The sequence below is a fragment of the Buttiauxella selenatireducens genome, from assembly GCF_031432975.1.
Taxonomy (GTDB): domain Bacteria; phylum Pseudomonadota; class Gammaproteobacteria; order Enterobacterales; family Enterobacteriaceae; genus Buttiauxella; species Buttiauxella selenatireducens.
Map to the genome: position 1 here is coordinate 227,488 of NZ_CP133838.1, position 19,612 is coordinate 247,099.

General features: G+C 47.4%; 18 protein-coding genes. 6 read left to right on the forward strand and 12 right to left on the reverse strand.

The window, feature by feature from the left end; all coding sequences use genetic code 11:
• Nucleotides 1-233 precede the first annotated feature (233 nt).
• Complete coding sequence (locus RHD99_RS00960; protein ID WP_183272213.1) at nt 234-683, reverse strand: winged helix-turn-helix domain-containing protein; 450 nt, start codon at nt 681-683, stop codon at nt 234-236.
• 674 nt (nt 684-1,357) lie between these two features.
• Here RHD99_RS00960 and RHD99_RS00965 point away from each other — a divergent pair.
• Together RHD99_RS00965 and RHD99_RS00970 are read left to right on the forward strand one after the other, a co-directional pair.
• Nucleotides 1,358-2,155: a winged helix-turn-helix domain-containing protein gene (locus RHD99_RS00965; RefSeq protein ID WP_309877174.1), complete on the forward strand. Its 798-nt coding sequence runs from the start codon at nt 1,358-1,360 to the stop codon at nt 2,153-2,155.
• Entirely contained in the window at nt 2,145-2,633 is a 489-nt protein-coding gene (locus RHD99_RS00970; RefSeq protein WP_309877175.1) for a hypothetical protein, read from the forward strand. The genes RHD99_RS00965 and RHD99_RS00970 overlap by 11 nt, the downstream gene beginning before the upstream one ends.
• On the opposite strand, the gene RHD99_RS00975 is transcribed toward RHD99_RS00970, so the two are convergent.
• The gene (locus RHD99_RS00975) at nt 2,620-3,444 is read right to left on the reverse strand and encodes an AraC family transcriptional regulator (protein ID WP_309877176.1); all 825 of its coding nucleotides are present in this window, start codon (nt 3,442-3,444) and stop codon (nt 2,620-2,622) included. The two genes, RHD99_RS00970 and RHD99_RS00975, sit on opposite strands and share 14 nt — an antisense overlap.
• A gap of 250 nt (nt 3,445-3,694) precedes the next feature.
• On the opposite strand from RHD99_RS00975, the gene RHD99_RS00980 reads away from it, so the two are divergent.
• Nucleotides 3,695-5,098, forward strand: coding sequence for an MFS transporter (locus RHD99_RS00980; protein WP_309877177.1), 1,404 nt, complete (start codon nt 3,695-3,697; stop codon nt 5,096-5,098).
• Nucleotides 5,099-5,107: 9 nt separating this feature from the next.
• Nucleotides 5,108-7,075, forward strand: coding sequence for a glycoside hydrolase family 127 protein (locus RHD99_RS00985; RefSeq protein ID WP_309877178.1), 1,968 nt, complete (start codon nt 5,108-5,110; stop codon nt 7,073-7,075).
• Between the two features lie 47 nt (nt 7,076-7,122).
• Here the strand turns inward: RHD99_RS00985 and RHD99_RS00990 are convergent, their stop codons facing one another.
• The gene (locus tag RHD99_RS00990) at nt 7,123-7,992 is read right to left on the reverse strand and encodes an ROK family protein (RefSeq protein ID WP_183272219.1); all 870 of its coding nucleotides are present in this window, start codon (nt 7,990-7,992) and stop codon (nt 7,123-7,125) included.
• 210 nt (nt 7,993-8,202) lie between these two features.
• Here RHD99_RS00990 and exaC point away from each other — a divergent pair, with 210 nt between their 5' ends.
• Complete coding sequence (exaC, locus tag RHD99_RS00995; protein ID WP_183272220.1) at nt 8,203-9,741, forward strand: acetaldehyde dehydrogenase ExaC; 1,539 nt, start codon at nt 8,203-8,205, stop codon at nt 9,739-9,741.
• A 148-nt stretch (nt 9,742-9,889) separates the two neighbouring features.
• Here exaC and RHD99_RS01000 read toward each other — a convergent pair whose 3' ends face one another.
• From RHD99_RS01000 to selA, 4 genes are all read right to left on the reverse strand, one after another.
• Nucleotides 9,890-10,969 carry a type I restriction endonuclease gene (locus RHD99_RS01000; protein ID WP_309879050.1) on the reverse strand — a complete coding sequence of 360 codons (1,080 nt, stop codon included), beginning with the start codon at nt 10,967-10,969 and terminating at the stop codon, nt 9,890-9,892.
• A 237-nt stretch (nt 10,970-11,206) separates the two neighbouring features.
• The gene (gene yiaY / locus RHD99_RS01005; protein ID WP_309877179.1) at nt 11,207-12,358 is read right to left on the reverse strand and encodes an L-threonine dehydrogenase; all 1,152 of its coding nucleotides are present in this window, start codon (nt 12,356-12,358) and stop codon (nt 11,207-11,209) included.
• A gap of 210 nt (nt 12,359-12,568) precedes the next feature.
• The gene (gene selB / locus RHD99_RS01010) at nt 12,569-14,416 is read right to left on the reverse strand and encodes a selenocysteine-specific translation elongation factor (protein ID WP_309877180.1); all 1,848 of its coding nucleotides are present in this window, start codon (nt 14,414-14,416) and stop codon (nt 12,569-12,571) included.
• Entirely contained in the window at nt 14,416-15,801 is a 1,386-nt protein-coding gene (gene selA, locus RHD99_RS01015; protein WP_309877181.1) for an L-seryl-tRNA(Sec) selenium transferase, read from the reverse strand. The genes selB and selA overlap by 1 nt, the downstream gene beginning before the upstream one ends.
• 231 nt (nt 15,802-16,032) lie before the next feature.
• On the opposite strand from selA, the gene RHD99_RS01020 reads away from it, so the two are divergent.
• Nucleotides 16,033-16,737 carry a hypothetical protein gene (locus RHD99_RS01020; RefSeq protein WP_309877182.1) on the forward strand — a complete coding sequence of 235 codons (705 nt, stop codon included), beginning with the start codon at nt 16,033-16,035 and terminating at the stop codon, nt 16,735-16,737.
• A gap of 14 nt (nt 16,738-16,751) precedes the next feature.
• Here the strand turns inward: RHD99_RS01020 and RHD99_RS01025 are convergent, their stop codons facing one another.
• The 5 genes from RHD99_RS01025 to RHD99_RS01045 form a co-directional block, all read right to left on the reverse strand.
• A complete protein-coding gene (locus tag RHD99_RS01025) occupies nt 16,752-17,591 on the reverse strand; it encodes a DUF4225 domain-containing protein (RefSeq protein ID WP_309877183.1) in 840 nt (279 codons plus the stop codon).
• Nucleotide 17,592: 1 nt separating this feature from the next.
• The gene (locus tag RHD99_RS01030; protein WP_183272225.1) at nt 17,593-18,072 is read right to left on the reverse strand and encodes an Hcp family type VI secretion system effector; all 480 of its coding nucleotides are present in this window, start codon (nt 18,070-18,072) and stop codon (nt 17,593-17,595) included.
• A 16-nt stretch (nt 18,073-18,088) separates the two neighbouring features.
• Nucleotides 18,089-18,316, reverse strand: a complete 228-nt coding sequence (locus RHD99_RS01035) for a hypothetical protein (RefSeq protein ID WP_309877184.1) — start codon at nt 18,314-18,316, stop codon at nt 18,089-18,091.
• Between the two features lie 184 nt (nt 18,317-18,500).
• Nucleotides 18,501-19,109 carry a glutathione S-transferase gene (locus tag RHD99_RS01040; RefSeq protein WP_309877185.1) on the reverse strand — a complete coding sequence of 203 codons (609 nt, stop codon included), beginning with the start codon at nt 19,107-19,109 and terminating at the stop codon, nt 18,501-18,503.
• Nucleotides 19,110-19,183: 74 nt separating this feature from the next.
• Entirely contained in the window at nt 19,184-19,444 is a 261-nt protein-coding gene (locus RHD99_RS01045; protein ID WP_309877186.1) for a hypothetical protein, read from the reverse strand.
• Between the last annotated feature and the right edge of the window lie 168 nt (nt 19,445-19,612).

Sequence of the window (19,612 nt, forward strand, 5' to 3'; positions counted from 1 at the left end):
GACATTTTATTAATTTTATCTTGCACGTTTTTTAAGCCGACGATGCCCGATATCACGATAGCAACAGTAACCAACAAAACCACTGTAAAACCAAAGGAAAGCTTTTTACTCACTTTTAAATTTGAAAAATAGTTTTTTACACTCATCGTTATATTCCGTTTCGGTGTGAAGCCCAGGTGCTTATAAAAAGGCCCTGGGCATACTATGCCCAGGGCAAGAGATTCTGAGGCGACTCAATCTCCCAGAATATTAACTAACTTCACTCTCTCCTTTGTTTGCTCAGAATTAGGCAGGAGATCACTAATTCTGTAATAGACTGGCGTGATATCAAGGTAGTTAATAATGTAGCCACAGCCCTTGATGTTACGAATAAAGTCGGCAGGTAAGCCCAACGTGTTAAGTTTCTTATTAAGGTTGTGGAGTACCTGCCACAAACGTTGTGATGAAGAACTGAGGTCATTATTTTCCCATACGTTCTTGAACAATTCTTCTTTGGTCACTTCTCTATTACGGGCATGCTTTAACAGATACAAAAATAACTGCAACATAGTCTCATTAAATGAAATTGTGCCGAAAATAAAATTTTTATTAGCTCGGGTAGAAGGAAGGCGATACATCCGCCCAGTTTCTACATCAAAATGAATTTCTTTGCCGATAATAAAGCCATATAAATGGTAGCTCATGTCTTTCATGCTCATAGGTAATAGCAATGGCCATAGTATTGCCGAACATATATATTTCTTATAAGCCACAAACTTTATAAGGACGATTATATGTGGGCAGAAAATACTTTCAACATCGAGTCAGACCTGCGTTTTTTAGCCCTTAAAATGGGGTCGGTGAAGCGTAACGAGTTGCCTGAGTGAAATTTTCAGCATAAAGTTTTGATAAAAAGCGTGGTGTTAATTATTTATGCTGGTTTTGGTCATATCGCCATAGCTCAATGTAAAACACCAAATTTCTGTTTTAAACAGAGAGTTCAACTGGATAACCCGATACAGATCTGTTTTTACTGGATTATCTGTGCTGAATTAAGCTTTGAATGCTATTGCGTCTCTGCTCCCTTCCTTCCAGTCAATAACCTTAATCAAGATTGACGTTGTCCATCGTTTAACCAATACATCTGCCGAAGGATGAATCTCATCATAAAGGCTCCGGATGCAATGAGGAGTGATGTTATGTGATTTATACTGATTCAGAGTCCTGAGTTATTACTCTTGTCAGCGTGCATGCGGTACAGGATGTAATCTGTAGTTTGTTGATTATAAAAAAGAAAAAATATGATTAAGATTTTTTTGATTTTACAGGTTGTGGTCGGCGAGACAATAACGCCCGCTCTTTCGTTAAGTGGAGCTCAATGATGAGACGTGTTTTCCTGATCAATGGCACTCTTGTTTTTGATCCGGATAAACACAGCCTTCGTCCTGTGCAAGGCCATGACGGAAGAGCTGTTGTTATCCACACGCCTGCGAGCGAATGTTTACTGAAGCTGCTTGAGCATAATAATCAGGTGCTAACGCAGAAGTTTTTGTTCGAAGAGGTGTGGGAAAAACACGGTTCAGTGGTCACGACGAATACGCTTTACCAGAATATTGCGTCAATCAGGAAAGGGCTCAAATCAGCGGGTCTTGCCGAAGACATCATCAAAACAATGCCAAAGATGGGGTTTAAGTCGATAGCCGTATTGCGCATTGGCGTTCCCGAAGATTTTTTATCTGAATCAGAAACTCAGCCAGAAGTATTCACAAACATACCTGCCAGCATGGTTGAGAATAAAAAAACACCTGGTCGTTTTGCGCACTTTATAAGTTCAAAATGGTCCTTTTTATTTGCGGGCCTGCTTGCCGTACTTTGCTGGGGCATGCTTGTTATAAACCTGATAAAAGAAGACTCATTTTACAAAAACTATAGCTACATCGGCTTGGTTAACGGCTGTGAACTTTACTCTTCTTATCCTGGTGTAGATACCAGCACAAACAGTTTTGTCGCCATGAATAAACGTTATCCTCTGGTTTGTAACATGGGCAGCGTCGTTTATATGACGATAAATCGTCTACAGGAAGGCTCATCCGTTCAGCTATGTAATAAGAAAATAGAAATCCGTGACGCGCACTGCAAGTCCTACTTTTTCAAACGAGGTGCCTATGAACAATAAAAAATTAGGTGTTATCTGGGTAGGCATTTTGTCAATGATTATTATCCCATTGCTATCTATCGCGTATATTCGTTACGATGAAAATCATTTCTCCTGTGAAAGTCAGTTAATCCTTATTGGTAAGGATGACCATTATAATTCGATTATGCATTATACCTTCGCGGATGGTTTCGGGAGTTTTGAAAGTTTGGGATCATTCCATCGTAGTCATAATCCCCCTGTATCTCGCACCAATAATTTCCCCTTCAAATATTGGAAGGAGCAAGGCGACACGATTATGGTCGCTGACGATAGCAGCGATCCGCCGGAAGACATGAAGCAACTTTTCACCTTCCTGCCTGACTTTTTTTATACTAAAGATCGCGGGCTGCGCGTGCATATCTTGCGTGAAAATGACTCGGGATATCTCTTTACCGACAATAATTCGCCTCTGTTTTACTGTACCCGTATACCTGCGCGCTCCCTCAATCCGAATTAATATGCACCTTACTGTAGCGCCGCTTCCATGCGGCGGGTGTTAATCCCATCGCTTTACGAAATACCTTCCGGAAATAGCCCACATCCTGAAACCCGCAACGTTCGGCAACTTCGCTCAATGAGCAGGCGTCGCCAATCAACATTTTCTCTGCACTGTGCACGCGCTGACGGTGAATCGCCTCGGTAATGGTTAACTGGAAAGTCTGACGGTAAACGCGCCCAAGATAGTCCGCATTGCAATGCAACTGGCTTGAAAGCATCGATGTGGAAATCGGCAGATGAAATTGAGTGCGAATTAATTGTTGTGCTTTGTAAGCAAGGACTGCGCCACTGTTATCTGTATGCGTATTGTCGAGCACTGCTACGGAAAGTTGCTGCATGATCAGCAATAAAATTAACTCCAGTGCGCTGCTGCGCATCATGGATTCTTGCTCGCTTAAAAACTGGCGGAATAAAGAAATAACATATTGGGGGTTAATCACTTGCCCATGTTGAGGTAGTGATATTAACGATACCGGCAAGTCTGATTTTTTATTATGTTGCGCATTGAGTTCGAAGTGTAGCCAGTAGAATTTTAAATCAGACGGGAAGGTTCCTACTCCGACGTGTTTCCTGTGGGGCCAGAGTAATAAACTTTCCCCTTCTTTAACGCTGAACAGCGTGTCATTTTCCCGGATCGTAAGTATCCCTTTTTCAACAAAAATTAATTCCCACGAGTCGAGCTCACGCTGTGGATGTCTACCGACACCTCGCGAAATAAACAAGCCGCCATTTTGCACCGATATGGGTAAAGATATATTTAAATCAAGCAATTAGATCACCATTGAATCTGTTTTCCCGAACCAGTGTAGTAAAAAACCTTCGCTGGGTGGGATTACTCACGACGTTTGGCGATCTTGTTCACAGTTTTATCTTTAGGTCGGAATTGTCATCTTTTTATACTTTTCTCTCGCCTTGTTGCTCTCTAGATTGAGTGCCAATTTATGTAGGTCATTTGCAAATACAAAAATAACAAACCCAGTTTTTAAATCCAAATACCCATAAAATATCGAGGCGTAAATCATGACCTCTACCCCTATAAATAATACTGATATTTCAACTTCGGCTTTAAATGACAGGCTCTCGATACGCGAGAAAATAGGTTACGGATTAGGTGATGCGGGCGGAACAGTTATCACCTGTCTTATCATGAATTTCCTCACCTTTTTCTATACCGATGTTTTTGGATTAACCCCCGCTATTGTCGGCACGCTGTTTATCGCTTTGCGTGTCTTTGACGCCATTTCCGACCCTCTGATGGGGATTCTGGCTGACCGTACACAAAGCCGCTTTGGGCGCTTTCGCCCGTGGCAATTGTGGGTTGCGGTGCCGATTGGCGTTATCGGCGTGCTGACCTTCACCGTGCCAGACCTCAGCGCCAATATGAAAATCCTTTGGGCATTCGGTACCTACCTTTTGCTTTCCATCGGCTATACCGCCATCAACGTGCCTTACTGTGCGTTGATCAACACCATGACAACTCGCCACGATGAAGTGATTTCCTGTCAGTCCTGGCGCTTTGTGCTGTGTGGCGTAGCGGGCTTTTTGGTATCCGTTGGTTTGCCGTGGCTTGTGGAAATCATCGGTCAGGGCAACGCCGCAAAAGGCTACCAGATGGGTGTCGGCATTTTGTGTACCGTGGCGGTGGGAATGTTCCTGTGCTGCTTCTTCTGGGTGCGCGAACGTGTGCCGTTGGCGTTGATGGGCAAATTTACCCTGCGCGAACACCTGGCGGGCCTGCGTAAAAATGACCAACTGTTACTGAGCCTGGTGATGTCGTTCCTGCTGATCAACGTGTTTAACCTGCGCGGTGGCGGCTACATGTATTTCATCACCTATGTACTGCAAGGTAGCGCTGGCTTTGCCTCTCTGTTCTTCACCATGGTGACGTTCGCATCGATTCTGGGTGCGGTGATCGTTAACCCGCTGGCTAAGCGTTTCGATACCGTAAAACTCTATTACTACACCAATCTGGTGTTGGCCGTTCTTGCCGTTGGCATGTGGCTTTTACCTACCGGCGCGGCGTTCCAGACCTTATGGTTGTTCGTGATACTGGCAAATGGCGTGATTCTCGGTTTCACGTTGCCGTTGCACTTTTCCATCATGGCATTTGCCGATGATTACGGCGAATGGAAAACCGGTGTGCGTTCATCTGGCATGAACTTCGCGTTCAATCTGTTCTTTATCAAATTAGCCTGGGCCGCCAGTGCCGGAATCATCAGTCTGGTGTTTATATTCGTGGCCTATCAGCCAGGCCCAGAACACCAAACAGCGGCGTCGTTATCAGGCATTACCGCGCTGGAAACCTTGTTGCCGGCCGCATTCCATCTGTTACTGGCTCTGGCGATTCGCCGTTGCCGTTTGAATAACCCCATGATGGCGCAAATTTCCACTGACCTACGTCAGCGCCATGTCCAGACCGCCTGAGGAGTTGTTATGAATCAGCCTGATATTTTACAGGAAGTAGACCTGCACAAACTGAAAGTGACAGATGCGTTTTTGGGCCAGTACCAACGGCTGGTGCGCGATGTGGTGATCCCCTATCAGTGGGACGCGTTAAATGATCGCATTACCGAGGCTGACCCGAGCCACGCCATCGAGAATTTTGAGATTGCCGCAGGGCGTAAAGATGGCGAGTTTTACGGCATGGTTTTCCAGGACAGCGATGTGGCGAAATGGCTGGAAGCGGTGGCGTGGTCACTGTGCCAGAAACCAGACGCAGAGCTTGAAAAAACCGCCGACGACGTTATCGAACTGGTTGAAGCGGCGCAGTGTGAAGACGGTTATCTGAATACTTATTTCACCGTCAAAGCCCCGACCGAGCGCTGGACGAATCTCGCCGAATGCCACGAACTTTATTGCGCAGGGCACATGATTGAAGCCGGTGTGGCTTTCTTCCAGGCGACGGGAAAACGCCGCTTGTTAGATGTGGTGTGTCGTCTGGCTGACCACATCGACAGTGTGTTTGGTCCGGGCGCGGACCAACTCCATGGCTATCCGGGGCATCCTGAAATCGAACTGGCGCTGATGCGCTTGTATGAAGTGACTGACAATCAGCGCTATTTAGATCTGGTGAATTACTTTGTTGAAGAGCGTGGAGCACAGCCGCATTTTTACGATATTGAATATGAAAAACGTGGGCGTACCTCGCACTGGAACATTCACGGCCCGGCATGGATGGTGAAAGACAAAGCCTACAGTCAGGCGCATGAACCATTGGCGTTACAGCAAACGGCCATTGGCCACGCGGTGCGCTTTGTTTACCTGATGGCGGGCGTGGCGCACCTTGCGCGGCTGCATAAAGACGAAGAGAAGCGCCAGACCTGTTTGCGTTTGTGGGACAACATGGTGCAGCGCCAGATGTATATTACTGGTGGGATTGGCTCGCAAAGCAGCGGCGAAGCATTCAGCTCGGATTACGATTTACCAAATGACACGGTTTATGCAGAGAGCTGTGCTTCTATTGGACTGATGATGTACGCCCGCCGCATGTTGCAATTGGAAGCTGACAGCCGTTTTGCAGACGTGATGGAACGTGCGTTGTACAACACTGTTCTGGGTGGCATGGCGCTGGATGGTAAACACTTTTTCTACGTTAATCCGCTGGAAGTGCATCCGAAAACCCTGGCGTTTAACCATATTTATGACCACGTGAAACCGGTTCGCCAGCGCTGGTTTGGCTGCGCCTGCTGCCCGCCCAATATCGCGCGTGTGCTGACCTCGCTCGGCCATTACATTTACACCCCGCAACCGGACGCGTTGTATGTACATCTGTATGTTGGAAACGAAATGGAAGTGCCGGTGGGTGACAAAGCATTACGCCTGAAAATTAGTGGCGATTATCCGTGGCACGAACAGGTCGAGATAGCCGTGACTTCTGCGCTGCCGGTGCAACACACTCTCGCGTTGCGTTTGCCAGACTGGTGCGAAAGCCCGCAAGTGTTGCTCAACGGTGAAAGCTGCAAAGGGGAAATGCGCAAAGGTTATCTGCATCTTCATCGTCTATGGCAAGAGGGTGACCACCTCACTCTGACGCTGCCAATGCCGGTTCGCCGTGTGTATGGTCATCCGTTATTGCGCCATGTAGCCGGGAAAGTGGCGGTGCAGCGCGGGCCATTGGTGTATTGCCTGGAAGAAGCGGATAACGGCGCGGAACTGCATAACCTTTGGCTGCCAAAAGAGAGCACATTTAGTTTGATTGAAGGCAAAGGCATCTTCGCCCATAAAGTGCTGATTCAGGCCGATGGCCTGCGGAAGACTTGCGAGAAAGCCGACCAACAGGCGTTGTATCACTACGATAAATCGCCGGTGAAAGCCGAGCAGAAGAAGCTGACCTTTATTCCGTGGTTTAGTTGGGCAAACCGTGGGGAAGGGGAAATGCGTATTTGGGTGAATGGCGAGTAAAAGTTGAGGGTGGATTAGCGTAAGCGACATCCACCTATTTACACCGGCTATTTCTGCTTCGCCAGCCACACCGCGCCAAGCATTCCGGCTTTATTGCCCAGCTTGCAAGGGCGAATCGGGACTTTCAGCACATCCCAGAATTTAAATCCTTCGAGATGACGCTCCAGCATTGGGTACAGCATTGGCTGTGTGCTGACGCCACCGCCGAGTAAAATGGCCTGCGGGTCGAACAGCGATACTACGCTATAAATTCCGCGCGCCAGATATTTCACCCAGTTGTCGATAACGCCCTGAATATGCAGGTCTGTTTCGGCGCGGGCAAAAATATCCTGACCACGGATTTTCTCTTCGGCGGGGATGTTCATTTCGCGGCGGCATGCTTCCATCAGCCCTTTGGCAGAGGCGAGCTGGTGCATGTCTTCACCGTATTTTCCCACAGGCAGAACACCAAACTCGCCCGCGCGGAAGTGCGAACCACGCATTAATTCGCGGTTTACGATAATCCCACCGCCGATACCGGTGCCAATGGTGATGCAGACCAGTGACTCATACTCATTCCCCGCGCCCAGCCACATCTCACCGAGTGCGGCGCAGTTGGCATCATTTTCAACGGTAATCGGAAGGTCGGTTAATGCGCCGAAAATCTCCAGTAGATTGCTGCCATCAAGAAACTCTAGCGCGCCAGCCTTGGGGACATTTCCGGTATGAGGGTTTATGTATCCGGGGAAACTGATGGCAATACCGGCAATTTCATTATGCTGCCGATAGCCTGCAACCACACTTTGCCAGGCATCAAGAAACAGCTGCTTGTCATAGTGTGTGTCATATTCTTCGGCAATCAGCACCTCTCCCTCTTCTGTGAATAAACCGTGCTTAACATGGGTACCGCCTACATCGAAACCAATAAACAGGCGCATCAGCATTCCTCGAAATCTTTAGGGTCTAATAAATGGGGAAATGGAAAAAAGGGAATCATTAAGTATGTCTCAAATCATTCTGCCTGCTGGCTGAATACTCTGAATCATTCGATTTTTAATCCGTGACCTGTGTCGTAAAGCCTTCAAACATTGGCGAAGAAATCACCACTGGCGACTACGCTTGTGTGTGCAACCGACAAGGAGATACACATGACAAATAATCCTCCAGATACCCGAATCATCCCTGGCGAGTATGGTTTTCCGCTAAAACTTAAACCGCGTTACGACAACTTTATCGGTGGCCAGTGGGTCCCACCGGTTGAAGGACAATACTACGAAAACCTGACGCCTGTGACGGGCCAACCGCTGTGTGAGATTGCCAGTTCCAGTAAAGGCGATATCGATTTAGCGCTGGATGCGGCGCATGAAGCAAAAGCAGGTTGGGGCGGAATGTCCGTTCAGGAACGCGCCAATATTCTGTTTAAAATTGCCGATCGTATGGAGCAGAACATTGAGCTGCTCGCGGCGGCGGAAACCTGGGATAACGGCAAGCCAATCCGCGAAACCAGCGGTGCTGACGTACCTTTAGCTATCGACCATTTCCGCTATTTTGCATCCTGTATTCGTGCACAAGAAGGCGGGATCAGTGAAGTTGACGGCGATACCGTGGCGTATCACTTCCACGAACCGCTTGGCGTGGTGGCGCAGATTATTCCGTGGAACTTCCCGCTGCTGATGGCGAGCTGGAAAATGGCTCCGGCGCTGGCGGCAGGTAACTGCATCGTGCTGAAACCGGCGCGTCTGACCCCGCTTTCCGTATTGTTGTTGATGGAACTGGTGGGGGATTTACTGCCGCCGGGCGTCATCAACGTGGTGAATGGTGCTGGTGGTGAAATCGGTGAATATCTGGCGACGTCAAAACGCATCGCCAAAGTGGCGTTCACCGGCTCCACTGAAGTAGGCCAACAGATCATGCAGTACGCGACCCAGAATATTATTCCGGTGACGCTGGAGCTGGGCGGTAAATCCCCGAACATCTTCTTTGCTGATGTGATGGACGAAGAGGACGCGTTCTTCGACAAGGCGCTGGAAGGTTTCGCGCTGTTTGCCTTTAACCAGGGCGAAGTGTGTACCTGCCCGAGCCGCGCGCTGGTGCAGGAATCCATTTACGAACGTTTTATGGAACGTGCGATTCGCCGCGTCGAATCTATCCGCAGTGGCAACCCGTTGGACTCCCGTACACAAATGGGTGCGCAGGTTTCGCAAGGGCAGATGGAAACAATCCTGAACTACATTGATATCGGCAAAAAAGAGGGCGCAGATGTGCTCACCGGCGGGCGTCGTAAAGCGCTGGAAGGCGATTTGAAAGCCGGTTATTACCTCGAGCCGACCATTCTGTTTGGTAAAAACAACATGCGTGTCTTCCAGGAAGAGATCTTCGGACCTGTTCTCGCCGTCACCACCTTCAAGACCATGGAAGAGGCGCTTGAGCTGGCGAACGATACGGAATACGGCCTGGGCGCGGGTGTCTGGAGCCGTAACGGTAATCTGGCGTACAAAATGGGCCGTGGCATCCAGGCGGGGCGCGTGTGGACGAACTGTTATCACGCTTATCCGGCGCATGCTGCGTTTGGCGGCTATAAACAATCTGGTATTGGGCGCGAAACGCATAAAATGATGCTGGAGCATTACCAACAAACTAAATGTTTGCTGGTGAGTTATTCCGATAAGCCGTTAGGGCTGTTCTGACGGGTAGCAGTTTATTGGCAATACGCTGTTGGAATCTTTGAGTATTCCAACAGCGGAATGATTTTGCAAGGTGGATAAGCGCCAGCGCCATCCACCATTTACTTTTTTTCCGGATGGTGCATATTCGGCCTATGAAACTTCCTTGATATTAATCGTACAAACAAGCCGTTGATTTCAATAAATCGGCGTGCTGATAAATATCATCCAGTGTTGCAATTGGGTGGCGTGTTTCATTTTTCTCTGCGTCAAAAATACCAATATACTTCTGGCTGCGATTAAAATGTAAACGGCATATAGGTTTACGATTATTGTCGTCCAGCAAAATACCAAAATAGCTTTTGGTATCCCTTTGGCTTATTCGACCAGCATCCACAACAGTGCGCACAATTGCTTTGACGATGTGATACCCCTCCATTTCTTCAAGGGTGGTCTGGATTTCATTTTCGTCGCCAGGCCCCTGTTCTTCTGGTTCTGTTCCTGAAGATATTTCTGTTGTAACTGGTGGATTTTGCACACCGCTTATGGCTGATTTCAGTCTTTCATTTATCTGGTCGTTCAGGAATTGGGTTGCTGCTTTTCTGGTTAATTCTGTAAATGAATCCCGGACTTTTTGCGTGATGATTCCATCATAAACTCGTGATGCGAAGAATTTGACGAAATCTTCGTCGGGAGCAGTAAATTGTGAGCTAATTAATTTCTTTATTTGGCTGAGATATTTTAGCTCTCCTGCTGCGTTGATAATTGACTCAACATCGAATGCGGATTTAGTTAGCTTGCGCAATTCCGGTAAAACGTACTCATCAATATCAAGTAAATCGAATTCAAGAAATGGCTTTTCATCCATTTTATTTGGAGAATCAAGATCGGTGAAAAATTTATAGACCTGGCCATTTGTTAGAATTGAAATACGTGCATTTGTAACGTGAAAGTACCTGAATAGCTGAGAGGCATGGTTCAGATTCAGTGCGTCACCAATTTTTTTACATTCAATAAGGATTTGTACTTCGCCATTTTTACAAATAGCGTAATCGATCTTTTCACCCTTTTTTGTCCCTACATCGCAAATAAATTCTGGAATCACTTCTGTAGGATCAAAAACATCATAGCCTAAAACATTATGGATAAATGGCATGATAAACGCGGTTTTCGTGGCTTCTTCAGTTTGAATCGCACTTGCTTGTTGTTTTAACTTTGCCGAAAGGGTGCTTAATTTTTCCATAAAATCCATGGTGTTAACCTCATTTGTGAGAATAAATCCATACTCCTTTAAATTGAAAGAAAAAAACTTGAAGTGCGTCAGAAAGGTTAATTTAATTAAATGGTTAGATGATTTTAAATTGTATAACTGAGCAGGTTTTGCAGGGGGATAAGCGGCAGCGCCATTCACCGTTTACATCAGTATTTATGAGCAAATAGTGCCGGATGGCGATGACGCTTATCCGGCCTACAACACGTTTCGTAATACCTACATTGCCGCCAGGTAAATCTCCATAATATCTGCATGAGTGGCCTGGATTGGGTTAGTAAAACCGCAGGCGTCCTTAAGCGCATTTGCTGCGAGCTCGGCAATATCCTTTTCCTTCACATTCAAATCACGTAAACCCGCTGGAATATTGACGCTGCTTGCGAGTTTTTGAATGGCTTTGATACAGGCTTGTGCACCGTCTTGATCGGACATGTGTTTAACTTCCACGCCCATCGCCGCAGCAACATCTCGCAAACGACCAGCCGCAGCAGAACTGTTGAATTTCTGTACATGAGGCAATAACACGGCATTACAGACGCCGTGCGGCAAGTCGTAGAAACCACCGAGCTGGTGCGCCATTGCATGAACGTAACCGAGCGAGGCGTTATTAAAGGCCATACCTGCGAGGAACTGCGCATAAGCCATTTCTTCGCGGGCTTGTTCGTTGCCACCTTCTGCTACCGCGATGGGTAGAGCTTTGCAAATCATGGTCACTGCTTTTAGTGCGCAGGCGTCAGTGATTGGCGTTGCCGCAGTGGAGACATAGGCTTCCACGGCGTGAGTCAGCGCATCCATGCCAGTGGCAGCGGTTAATGACTTCGGCATTCCCACCATCAGTGCGGAATCGTTTACCGACATTATCGGCGTAACGTGTTTATCGACGATGGCCATTTTGATGTGGCGCTCTTCGTCGGTAATGATGCAGAAACGCGTCATTTCTGATGCCGTGCCTGCGGTTGTGTTGATGGCTATCATTGGCAGTTGAGGGTGTTTAGAACGATCAACGCCTTCGTAATCATTGATTTTCCCACCGTTAGTTGCCACCAGGGCAATACCTTTGGCGCAATCGTGAGGTGAGCCGCCACCGAGTGAAATCACACAGTCGCAATTGTGCTGGCGCAGCAGTGCCAGCCCGGCCTGAACATTGCTGGTCGTTGGGTTTGGATGGGTACCGTCAAATACGAAGCTTTGAATATCACGGGTTTCCAGCGCTTGTTGCAGCTGTTTTGCCATGCCCAGAGTTGAGAGAGTGGTATCGGTGACGATCAGCGCCCGTTGTAAGCCATATTCACGTAGGTTGTTTAATGCATCATCGAGGCAGTTCATGCCAATAATGTTGACGGAAGGGATGTAAAACGTGGTTGCAGCCATAATAACTATCCTTAGTTAATGATAATGACTGACAACATATTCTTATAAGGGAAAAGTTAAAGATGAATAAAGAGGAAGTGGAATCTGCGCCACAAAAAGGAAAATTTAAGATGAATCAATGTTATTTATTATTTGTAAATCATAGGGATAGACATATCACTGACAGTCTTATTATTGATTACAGTGATATATCTATAAAAGGGGCATCGGTTATTTGTCTTCCATAAACAACGCCTTATCTCGCAGCAGATGGTCATTACCACGACGGCGGGTAAAACCAATGCGGTCAAAGTATTCAAGAATTTGTACCGCGAGTTTGCGGCCAACGCCCAGGGAATCGCGGAAATCCGCCGCACTGGTGGCACCTTGTGTTTGATCTAATTCACGGATCAAATTGGCGAAAACCTGAATCCGATCATTTCGATAATAACGATCTTTTATGATCGCAGTGACCAGCCCAAGCTGTGCGGCAAATCGCAGCAGCTGGCGCATGGCTTGTTCATCTTGCTGCGTTTCTCGTGCCAGGTCACGTACCCACCACGGCTCATCACCAAACAGCGCATCGACTTTTTGCCAGACAACCCATTGTTCTGCTGAGAAACCCGGTTTGTGGTCGGGTAAATGCAACCAGCCCTGGCGGCTTGCCAGTAACCCTTCCTGGCGCATTTTTTCTATTAACGCCAGAACCAACGGCTCGTCTTCACCTGGTAACGCCATGCGGCGCAGGCGCTCGCGGCCAGGGCCGGGTTGGTCGTCATGCTGCTGATGATAACGCTCGAGTGTGTCGAGCAATTTCTGTTTCCAGCGCGCCGCCATTTCGTCGCTGAGCAGATTGTTGCCCGCGCGCAGAGAGTCGGTGTCGGCCAGCAACGCTTGCAAACCCTGAGCTGTCAATTGCCGTGCCCAGGCGAAGTCAGTTAGCGTGACGGCACTGCGCTGCAAGTGAATATTGAGCGCCTGTTGGTCATTTTCAGCGAGTTTAAGCTGCTGCAACCATGCCAAAAATGCCGGCTGGCGTTTACCCCGTCGCGGTGCGTGCAAAAGTATGGCTCGCGCTCCACCCAGCGTTACCCGAGCACTGATGTCGCGCAGCACCAGGCGGTCGTTGTCGGCAAGCCACAGCGGGACATCCAACACCAGTTCGGCGAGGTCGTCTTCCAGCAGCGAAATTCGCCCCGTAACGTGGCTTGCGGCGGTGTGAATATGCAGCGGCTGCCATTGTTGCAGCGGTGCATGGCTTTGCAGCTGAACAATCACGCGCTCAACCGGCTGGAGTGGTTTTTCATCCAGTAACCAGTCGCCACGTTTGATATCAATTTTTTCCGCATCGCCGCTAATGTTGAGAGCAATGCGCTGCCCGGCACAGGCGGTATCCGTTTTGCTGTTTTGCGCGTGCAGACCGCGCACACGCATCGGTTTATCAGCACCCGTCAGCCATATCGAATCACCCACATTCACTTCGCCACTTAACGCCGTACCGGTCACTACCAGGCCTGAACCTTTTACGGTAAAAGCACGGTCAATGGCGAGGCGGAAACGATGCTGACGCGGATGTGCGCGCTCTGGCAGTGTAAGTAAGTGCTCACGTAGTTCGTCAATTCCGATACCGCTGGTGGCCGCTGTGACAAATACCGTCGCGTCTTGCCAACCGAATTCGCCGAGGGTATCCACAACCGCTGCCCGTACTTCATCAATACGCGCAGCGCTCACGCGGTCAGCTTTGGTTAATGCGACGGTCAGAGACGGTTTCCCGGTTAATTGCAGAATGGCGAGGTGCTCACGGGTTTGCGCCATCACACCGTCATCGCAAGCGACCACTAACAGCGCATGGTCGATACCGCCTACGCCTGCCAGCATGTTGGCGAGGAATTTTTCATGGCCTGGCACATCAATAAAACCGGGAATGCGGCCATCCGGTTGCGGCCAGTAGGCGTATCCGAGATCGATGGTCATGCCACGCTTTTTTTCTTCCGGCAGGCGGTCAGCGTTCACGCCCGTTAAGGCTTGTAGCAGTGTCGTTTTGCCGTGGTCAACGTGCCCGGCGGTAGCAATAATCATCAGTTCAGGTTCTCCATGAAGGCTGATTCATCTTCAAGGCAGCGTAAATCCAGCCATAAACGTCCATCGTTGATGCGGCCAATAACGGGTGTGGATGAATCGCGCAGGCTTTCTACCAGCGAACTTAGCGTGGTGCCGCGGCCATCTTTAGGCGTGAACGTGAGTGCCGCGCTGGGTAAACGGTCAACCGGCAGCGAGCCGCTGCCAATTTGCGATAAACAAGGTTCGACCTGCACCGTAAATTGCGCACCAAATTTACTCTGGAACGCGGGTAACAGGCGATTGGCTTGTTCGGCGATGTCAGCTGCATTGCGGGTCAACAGGCGTAATGTCGGCAACCTTTCGACCAGTGTTTCGGGATGTTGATACAGGCGCAATGTGGCTTCCAGTGCGGCGAGTGTCATTTTGTCAGCGCGCAACGCCCGTTTGAGCGGATGCTGCTGAATACGGGCAATCAGTTCTTTTTTGCCAACGATAATGCCTGCTTGTGGCCCACCGAGAAGTTTATCGCCGGAGAAACTCACCAGACTCACGCCTGCCGCAATCAGTTGCTGTGGCATCGGTTCTTCCGGCAATCCCCACTGGCTAAGATCAACCAGCGAGCCGCTGCCGAGGTCTGTTACGACGGGGATATTGAGCTCGTTGCCAAGTGCGACAAGTTCGGCTTCGTCGACCGCTTTGGTGAAGCCGGCAACCTGGTAATTGCTGGTGTGGACTTTCATCAACAGCGCCGTGTTTTCACCTGCGGCCTGGCGATAATCTTTCAGGTGCGTGCGGTTGGTGGTGCCGACTTCAACTAATTGGCAGCCCGCCTGACGCATCACGTCCGGAATTCGAAACGCCCCGCCGATTTCCACCAGTTCGCCACGTGATACCACCACTTCTTCACCGTTGGCACAGGCCGCCAGCATCAATAACACCGCCGCCGCGTTGTTATTGACGATGCAGGCATCTTCAGCGCCAGTCAGCTCACAAAGCAGGGATGCCAGCGCTTTATCACGATGCCCACGTTCCGCGCCGTGTAAGTCATATTCCAGCGTGATGGGATGGCGCATGACTTGAGTCACCGCTTCAATCGCCGCTTCCGACTGCAACGCCCGGCCCAGATTAGTGTGCAGTACGGTGCCTGTCAGGTTAAACACCGGCAGCAGTGCGCTGCGCTGGCTGGATTCCAGACGTGTCTGCACCTGTGTTGCCCAATCGTCATTCCAGGATGGCAGGGTTTCCCGCGTGCGGATATGTTCGCGCGCTATTTCCAGCATCTCACGCAGGGTATTGACCACCTGAGTGTGGCCGAATTTGTGCATCAAGGCGTTGAATGAGGCGTCACGTAACAATTTGTCGATCGCCGGAAGATGGCTGTACAAGGTGCGATGGGGTGTCATAACAGGCCGCAGAGTGGTGAAATTTCGCGATAGTTTACAGGGGGATCTGGGGGTGTGTCATGGTGCTTTCTGCCTGATTGACGTCGGTTAATTAGGGGGCGGTGAGACAAACCTGGCATATTTAATGTGAGTTTATTTTATTGGCATCTGTTTTTACGATATCGACTATTTCTATTAAAGGGAAAAGGCGCGTAGAATTACTGGACTGGTGTTTATATATTTGAGGTTCATATGGATGAAGAACGCTTAATAAAGCTGATGAATGAAAATGGCTTTACGAAAAAGGAAATAGGTAAATTATTGCTTACCGCTGAAAAGTATCCAGCAACTCTTGAATGGGTTGTGCGTGAGTTTGCCAGACATTTTAAAAATGTGATATTTTCCTGTCTCATTTGCAGCGCTGTTTTATTCTCGATTGTCATCTCTATAGACCATAGTTCAATTTCAAAATTGATGATTCTTGTGGTGTATTTTTTAATGCTATATTTTTTATTCAAAACTACTGCTATGAATTGCATAATAAAATGCTATAAATTCATGCAAGTTGTAAATCGGAAATATAAAGAGGCGGAAGATTCAAATGCAGATTTAAGCTCGTTAAAAGATGTGGGCAATATGGGGAATAGTGACATTATTTTACTGATGAGAAGAAACCGATTTTCTGATAAACAAATAGCTATAATTGAGAGTGTATCTTTTAAGGGACATCAGCCGATTGAAATAATTATCATGCAGCTCTCAAAGAGATTTACGATATTATCGTTTTTATTCACTACTCTTGCAATACTCGCGGTTTCGCTGCCCATCTTAAATGGAGATGAAAATCCCGCGAAGATAACTATTGTAATGTTCGCGGGATTAGTCTTGTTGATGAAATTACTTGCGCTAGATTTGTGTTATAAAGCCAGAAGGGTTGCAAGAAAAATTGACTGGTGATGATGTGTATTTGTCTATCTTCTGCCCGTGTTATCGGGCGGAAGGTTATTGTGAATGCTTTGTATTGTTAGTCCATCAACACTGATTTCTAAGGTCAGGGCTGGAATACTCATGGCTCTGAATCCCATAACCAAATCGGCATTAAGATACTTAAATAGTCTCCATGCATCAGGTTTTGTAACAAAAGAAAAAAGCCCTTTAGCTGATGTTATTAAATCGATACCGCCATATACTATATCTCCATAATATTTAGGGTAACCTAGCATTTCTGCACCTCCTTCATACACTTTTGATAAAAAACCTTTGTAATTTGGGTCTGAATTAAGAAAAGCACCTCCATTTTCGTGCATTGCATTAAATCCATGAAGCGTGATAATTATACCGCAAAATATTACAGGAATTCCTATAATAGCGCCAAAGCCTGTGCTGCTCAGCATAATTCCACTTTCGATAATATTGATACCGACGCCGACTTCAGCTATCCCACCTACAAATCCCACTTCCTTGATAAAATAAAACATCGTACCCTGATTTTTTCTGACATCCGCAACGGCATACTGTTTGGCTTTTCTTTGTCGAATCAGGTTTTCCTGTTTGATTAAATAATCTCGCTCTTGTTTTAATTCATTTATGGCTAGCGATTTCTGTTGTGATGAGTATTCACCATTAATTATTTCTAGTTTATTTGCGATAAAAAGAGATAGATTATTTTTAAAATCCATCCTAATTCTGGCATCAGTTATGAACTGTGCAGCAGTTAGCCCGCTTTCGGTTACAGCACGAGCTTCAAGACCTCCCATGGTTCTGTAGTAATCATTCATGCGACCATTGTCACTGCCAAATAAACCGTCCATATTAAAATATCCTGTCTTCCCATAGACTATAACTGGATGTCCCCGCTAAAACATGTTCCCAGGTTATGCTTTCATATTTTAAAGAAATAGTCTCTATGGGTTGGGCGTCATTGTGGGTCAATGAGTTTGGCGAGACGAAACTGAAGTCGGCAATGGTCGCTTTGATTAGTTTAATACGGTAAAATAGAATTTGAATGCCGGATCTATCTGTTCTGTACGCTTCAAATACTGCCTCCATTTTCTCATTGTTGGATATTGCAGAAGCTAATAGTGGAGATGATTTATCGATCGGCTTTTTGAACGTTACCGATTGGTGATTAACGTTTTGCTCACGGGAAATAGCATGGGAAAGCTCGTAAATCAGTATTTGATCTCGATGGGATGCCTGATAGGCATTGCCTATTGAATCATAAGAAGAGCAGCCGCCTGATATCAATCCTTGCTGTTCGCCGGTTAAAGAGAGATAAATATTATTTGCCATAATAGTGATTCCCGTATTAATGAGTTGTTGTCTCAGGCTGTTTGAGTTGTAGACAAAGAATTTGCCCATCAGAAACGTGCATTCTTATTTCATTAGCTGGAATGGCTGAGAGTATTTCAAAGCAGACCATCATGACGGCCGCCAATTTTTCTTCGAGAATAAGAGGACTGTGGTCGACATTCTCACAAATTTCTTTTGTGAGATTTCTTATAGCTTCTTCATTTTTTGAACCAATGGAGGACATTAGTACAACTCATGAAATGACACTAATAATGAGTCCATTTTTCTACGCTAATAATGGGTAAAGGGTGATGCTTTTTTATAGATTGTCTGAAAACGGACTTTTTTATTAGAGCGGGGGTTAGAGTGGAGTTGCTTAATATCGAAACGCCTGGTAGTGCAGCCAAGCGTTTATATTTAGAGTTAGATCATGCTGCTGGCGGTTCGGTGCGGGCAAAACTTTCACGTTCGAAAAGTTTTTCTACCAGTTTCACCAGATGCGGGCGGTCAACACACCAGCCTGGGGAAACGCGGCGAAAATTGAGATAACCCACTGCGCAGGCCACTGCGATTGTTGCGACACAAATGTTTTCCGCGTCCAGCTTCTTGTCTGCTGCGTATTGTTCGAGCAGCGTCAGGCCACGGCTGATTTTTTCCCGTTGGCGGAGTAGTTCGACTTCTGATTGCTGCTCAATGGGGCGTTGGCGTTCGCGTACGGAAACCAGCGCTGCGTCCATGATACCGTCCGCAAGGGCTTCCATTTGTCGCATTTGCAGTGCGGCTTGAGGATCACGCGGGATGAATGCGGGGGCAAGATCCAAAAGTTCGAGGTATTCCGCAATAACGGGGGAGTCGAACCAGTATTGGCCATCGTCGGTGATTAGCGCGGGTACTTTGCCCAGCGGGTTGTAATGCGGCGTGATGCTTTCTGAAACCCACGGGTTGTCGTTAACAAACTCAAATGTGATGCCTTTTTCCAGCAAGATGACAGAGATTTTGCGCACATACGGGCTGGTGTAATTACCAATTAGTTTCATTACATCGTCCATTTTTAATTAACAAAAACTAAGTATGGATCAGGATGCTTTAAAAGGTAGTGCGCTTTAAAAAGTCAGGATTTTCGGAAACATAGCGCGGCAATAAATGCCCATAGCGAAATGAGCAGCAGCAACGGGTAGAGAACCAGCAGATCAACACGGATACAGGTGTCGTCGCAGGTCAGACGAAAGAAAATGGTGAATTCATAAATGCCATAGATAAGCCATGCCAGTGCCGCAACCATCGATGAGCGTTTCGGGTGAAGGCGCCATAACACAAAGAATAGCAATGCTGCGACAAACGCAATCCAGGGGAAGCGGATGAGTAAGTCCATGGCACGTACCTCTTGAAGTGAAGTGTGATTTTCCGCTCTGCTTTTACACGCTTTGTATAAAAGATAAACCATGATGATTGGGTGAATTGATAATAATCAAGTGAGTTTATTATTTGATTTTTGATCGGATGAGTCTGATGGCCTGGCTATAAAGAGTGAGTTACGTCG

Bases quoted from the DNA above. Each gene is read 5' to 3' on its own strand.
- RHD99_RS00965 (WP_309877174.1), top strand. From the start codon at position 1,358: ATGATGAGACGTGTTTTCCTGATCAATGGCACTCTTGTTTTTGATCCG.
- RHD99_RS01000 (WP_309879050.1), bottom strand. From the start codon at position 10,969: ATGGATTTTATGGAAAAATTAAGCACCCTTTCGGCAAAGTTAAAACAA.
- selA (WP_309877181.1), bottom strand. From the start codon at position 15,801: ATGACACCCCATCGCACCTTGTACAGCCATCTTCCGGCGATCGACAAA.
- RHD99_RS01025 (WP_309877183.1), bottom strand. From the start codon at position 17,591: ATGGACGGTTTATTTGGCAGTGACAATGGTCGCATGAATGATTACTAC.
- RHD99_RS00970 (WP_309877175.1), top strand. From the start codon at position 2,145: ATGAACAATAAAAAATTAGGTGTTATCTGGGTAGGCATTTTGTCAATG.
- exaC (WP_183272220.1), top strand. From the start codon at position 8,203: ATGACAAATAATCCTCCAGATACCCGAATCATCCCTGGCGAGTATGGT.
- RHD99_RS01045 (WP_309877186.1), bottom strand. From the start codon at position 19,444: ATGGACTTACTCATCCGCTTCCCCTGGATTGCGTTTGTCGCAGCATTG.
- RHD99_RS00990 (WP_183272219.1), bottom strand. From the start codon at position 7,992: ATGCGCCTGTTTATTGGTTTCGATGTAGGCGGTACCCATGTTAAGCAC.
- RHD99_RS01035 (WP_309877184.1), bottom strand. From the start codon at position 18,316: ATGTCCTCCATTGGTTCAAAAAATGAAGAAGCTATAAGAAATCTCACA.
- RHD99_RS01040 (WP_309877185.1), bottom strand. From the start codon at position 19,109: ATGAAACTAATTGGTAATTACACCAGCCCGTATGTGCGCAAAATCTCT.
- RHD99_RS01020 (WP_309877182.1), top strand. From the start codon at position 16,033: ATGGATGAAGAACGCTTAATAAAGCTGATGAATGAAAATGGCTTTACG.
- RHD99_RS01030 (WP_183272225.1), bottom strand. From the start codon at position 18,072: ATGGCAAATAATATTTATCTCTCTTTAACCGGCGAACAGCAAGGATTG.
- selB (WP_309877180.1), bottom strand. From the start codon at position 14,416: ATGATTATTGCTACCGCCGGGCACGTTGACCACGGCAAAACGACACTG.
- RHD99_RS00980 (WP_309877177.1), top strand. From the start codon at position 3,695: ATGACCTCTACCCCTATAAATAATACTGATATTTCAACTTCGGCTTTA.
- RHD99_RS00985 (WP_309877178.1), top strand. From the start codon at position 5,108: ATGAATCAGCCTGATATTTTACAGGAAGTAGACCTGCACAAACTGAAA.
- RHD99_RS00960 (WP_183272213.1), bottom strand. From the start codon at position 683: ATGAGCTACCATTTATATGGCTTTATTATCGGCAAAGAAATTCATTTT.
- yiaY (WP_309877179.1), bottom strand. From the start codon at position 12,358: ATGGCTGCAACCACGTTTTACATCCCTTCCGTCAACATTATTGGCATG.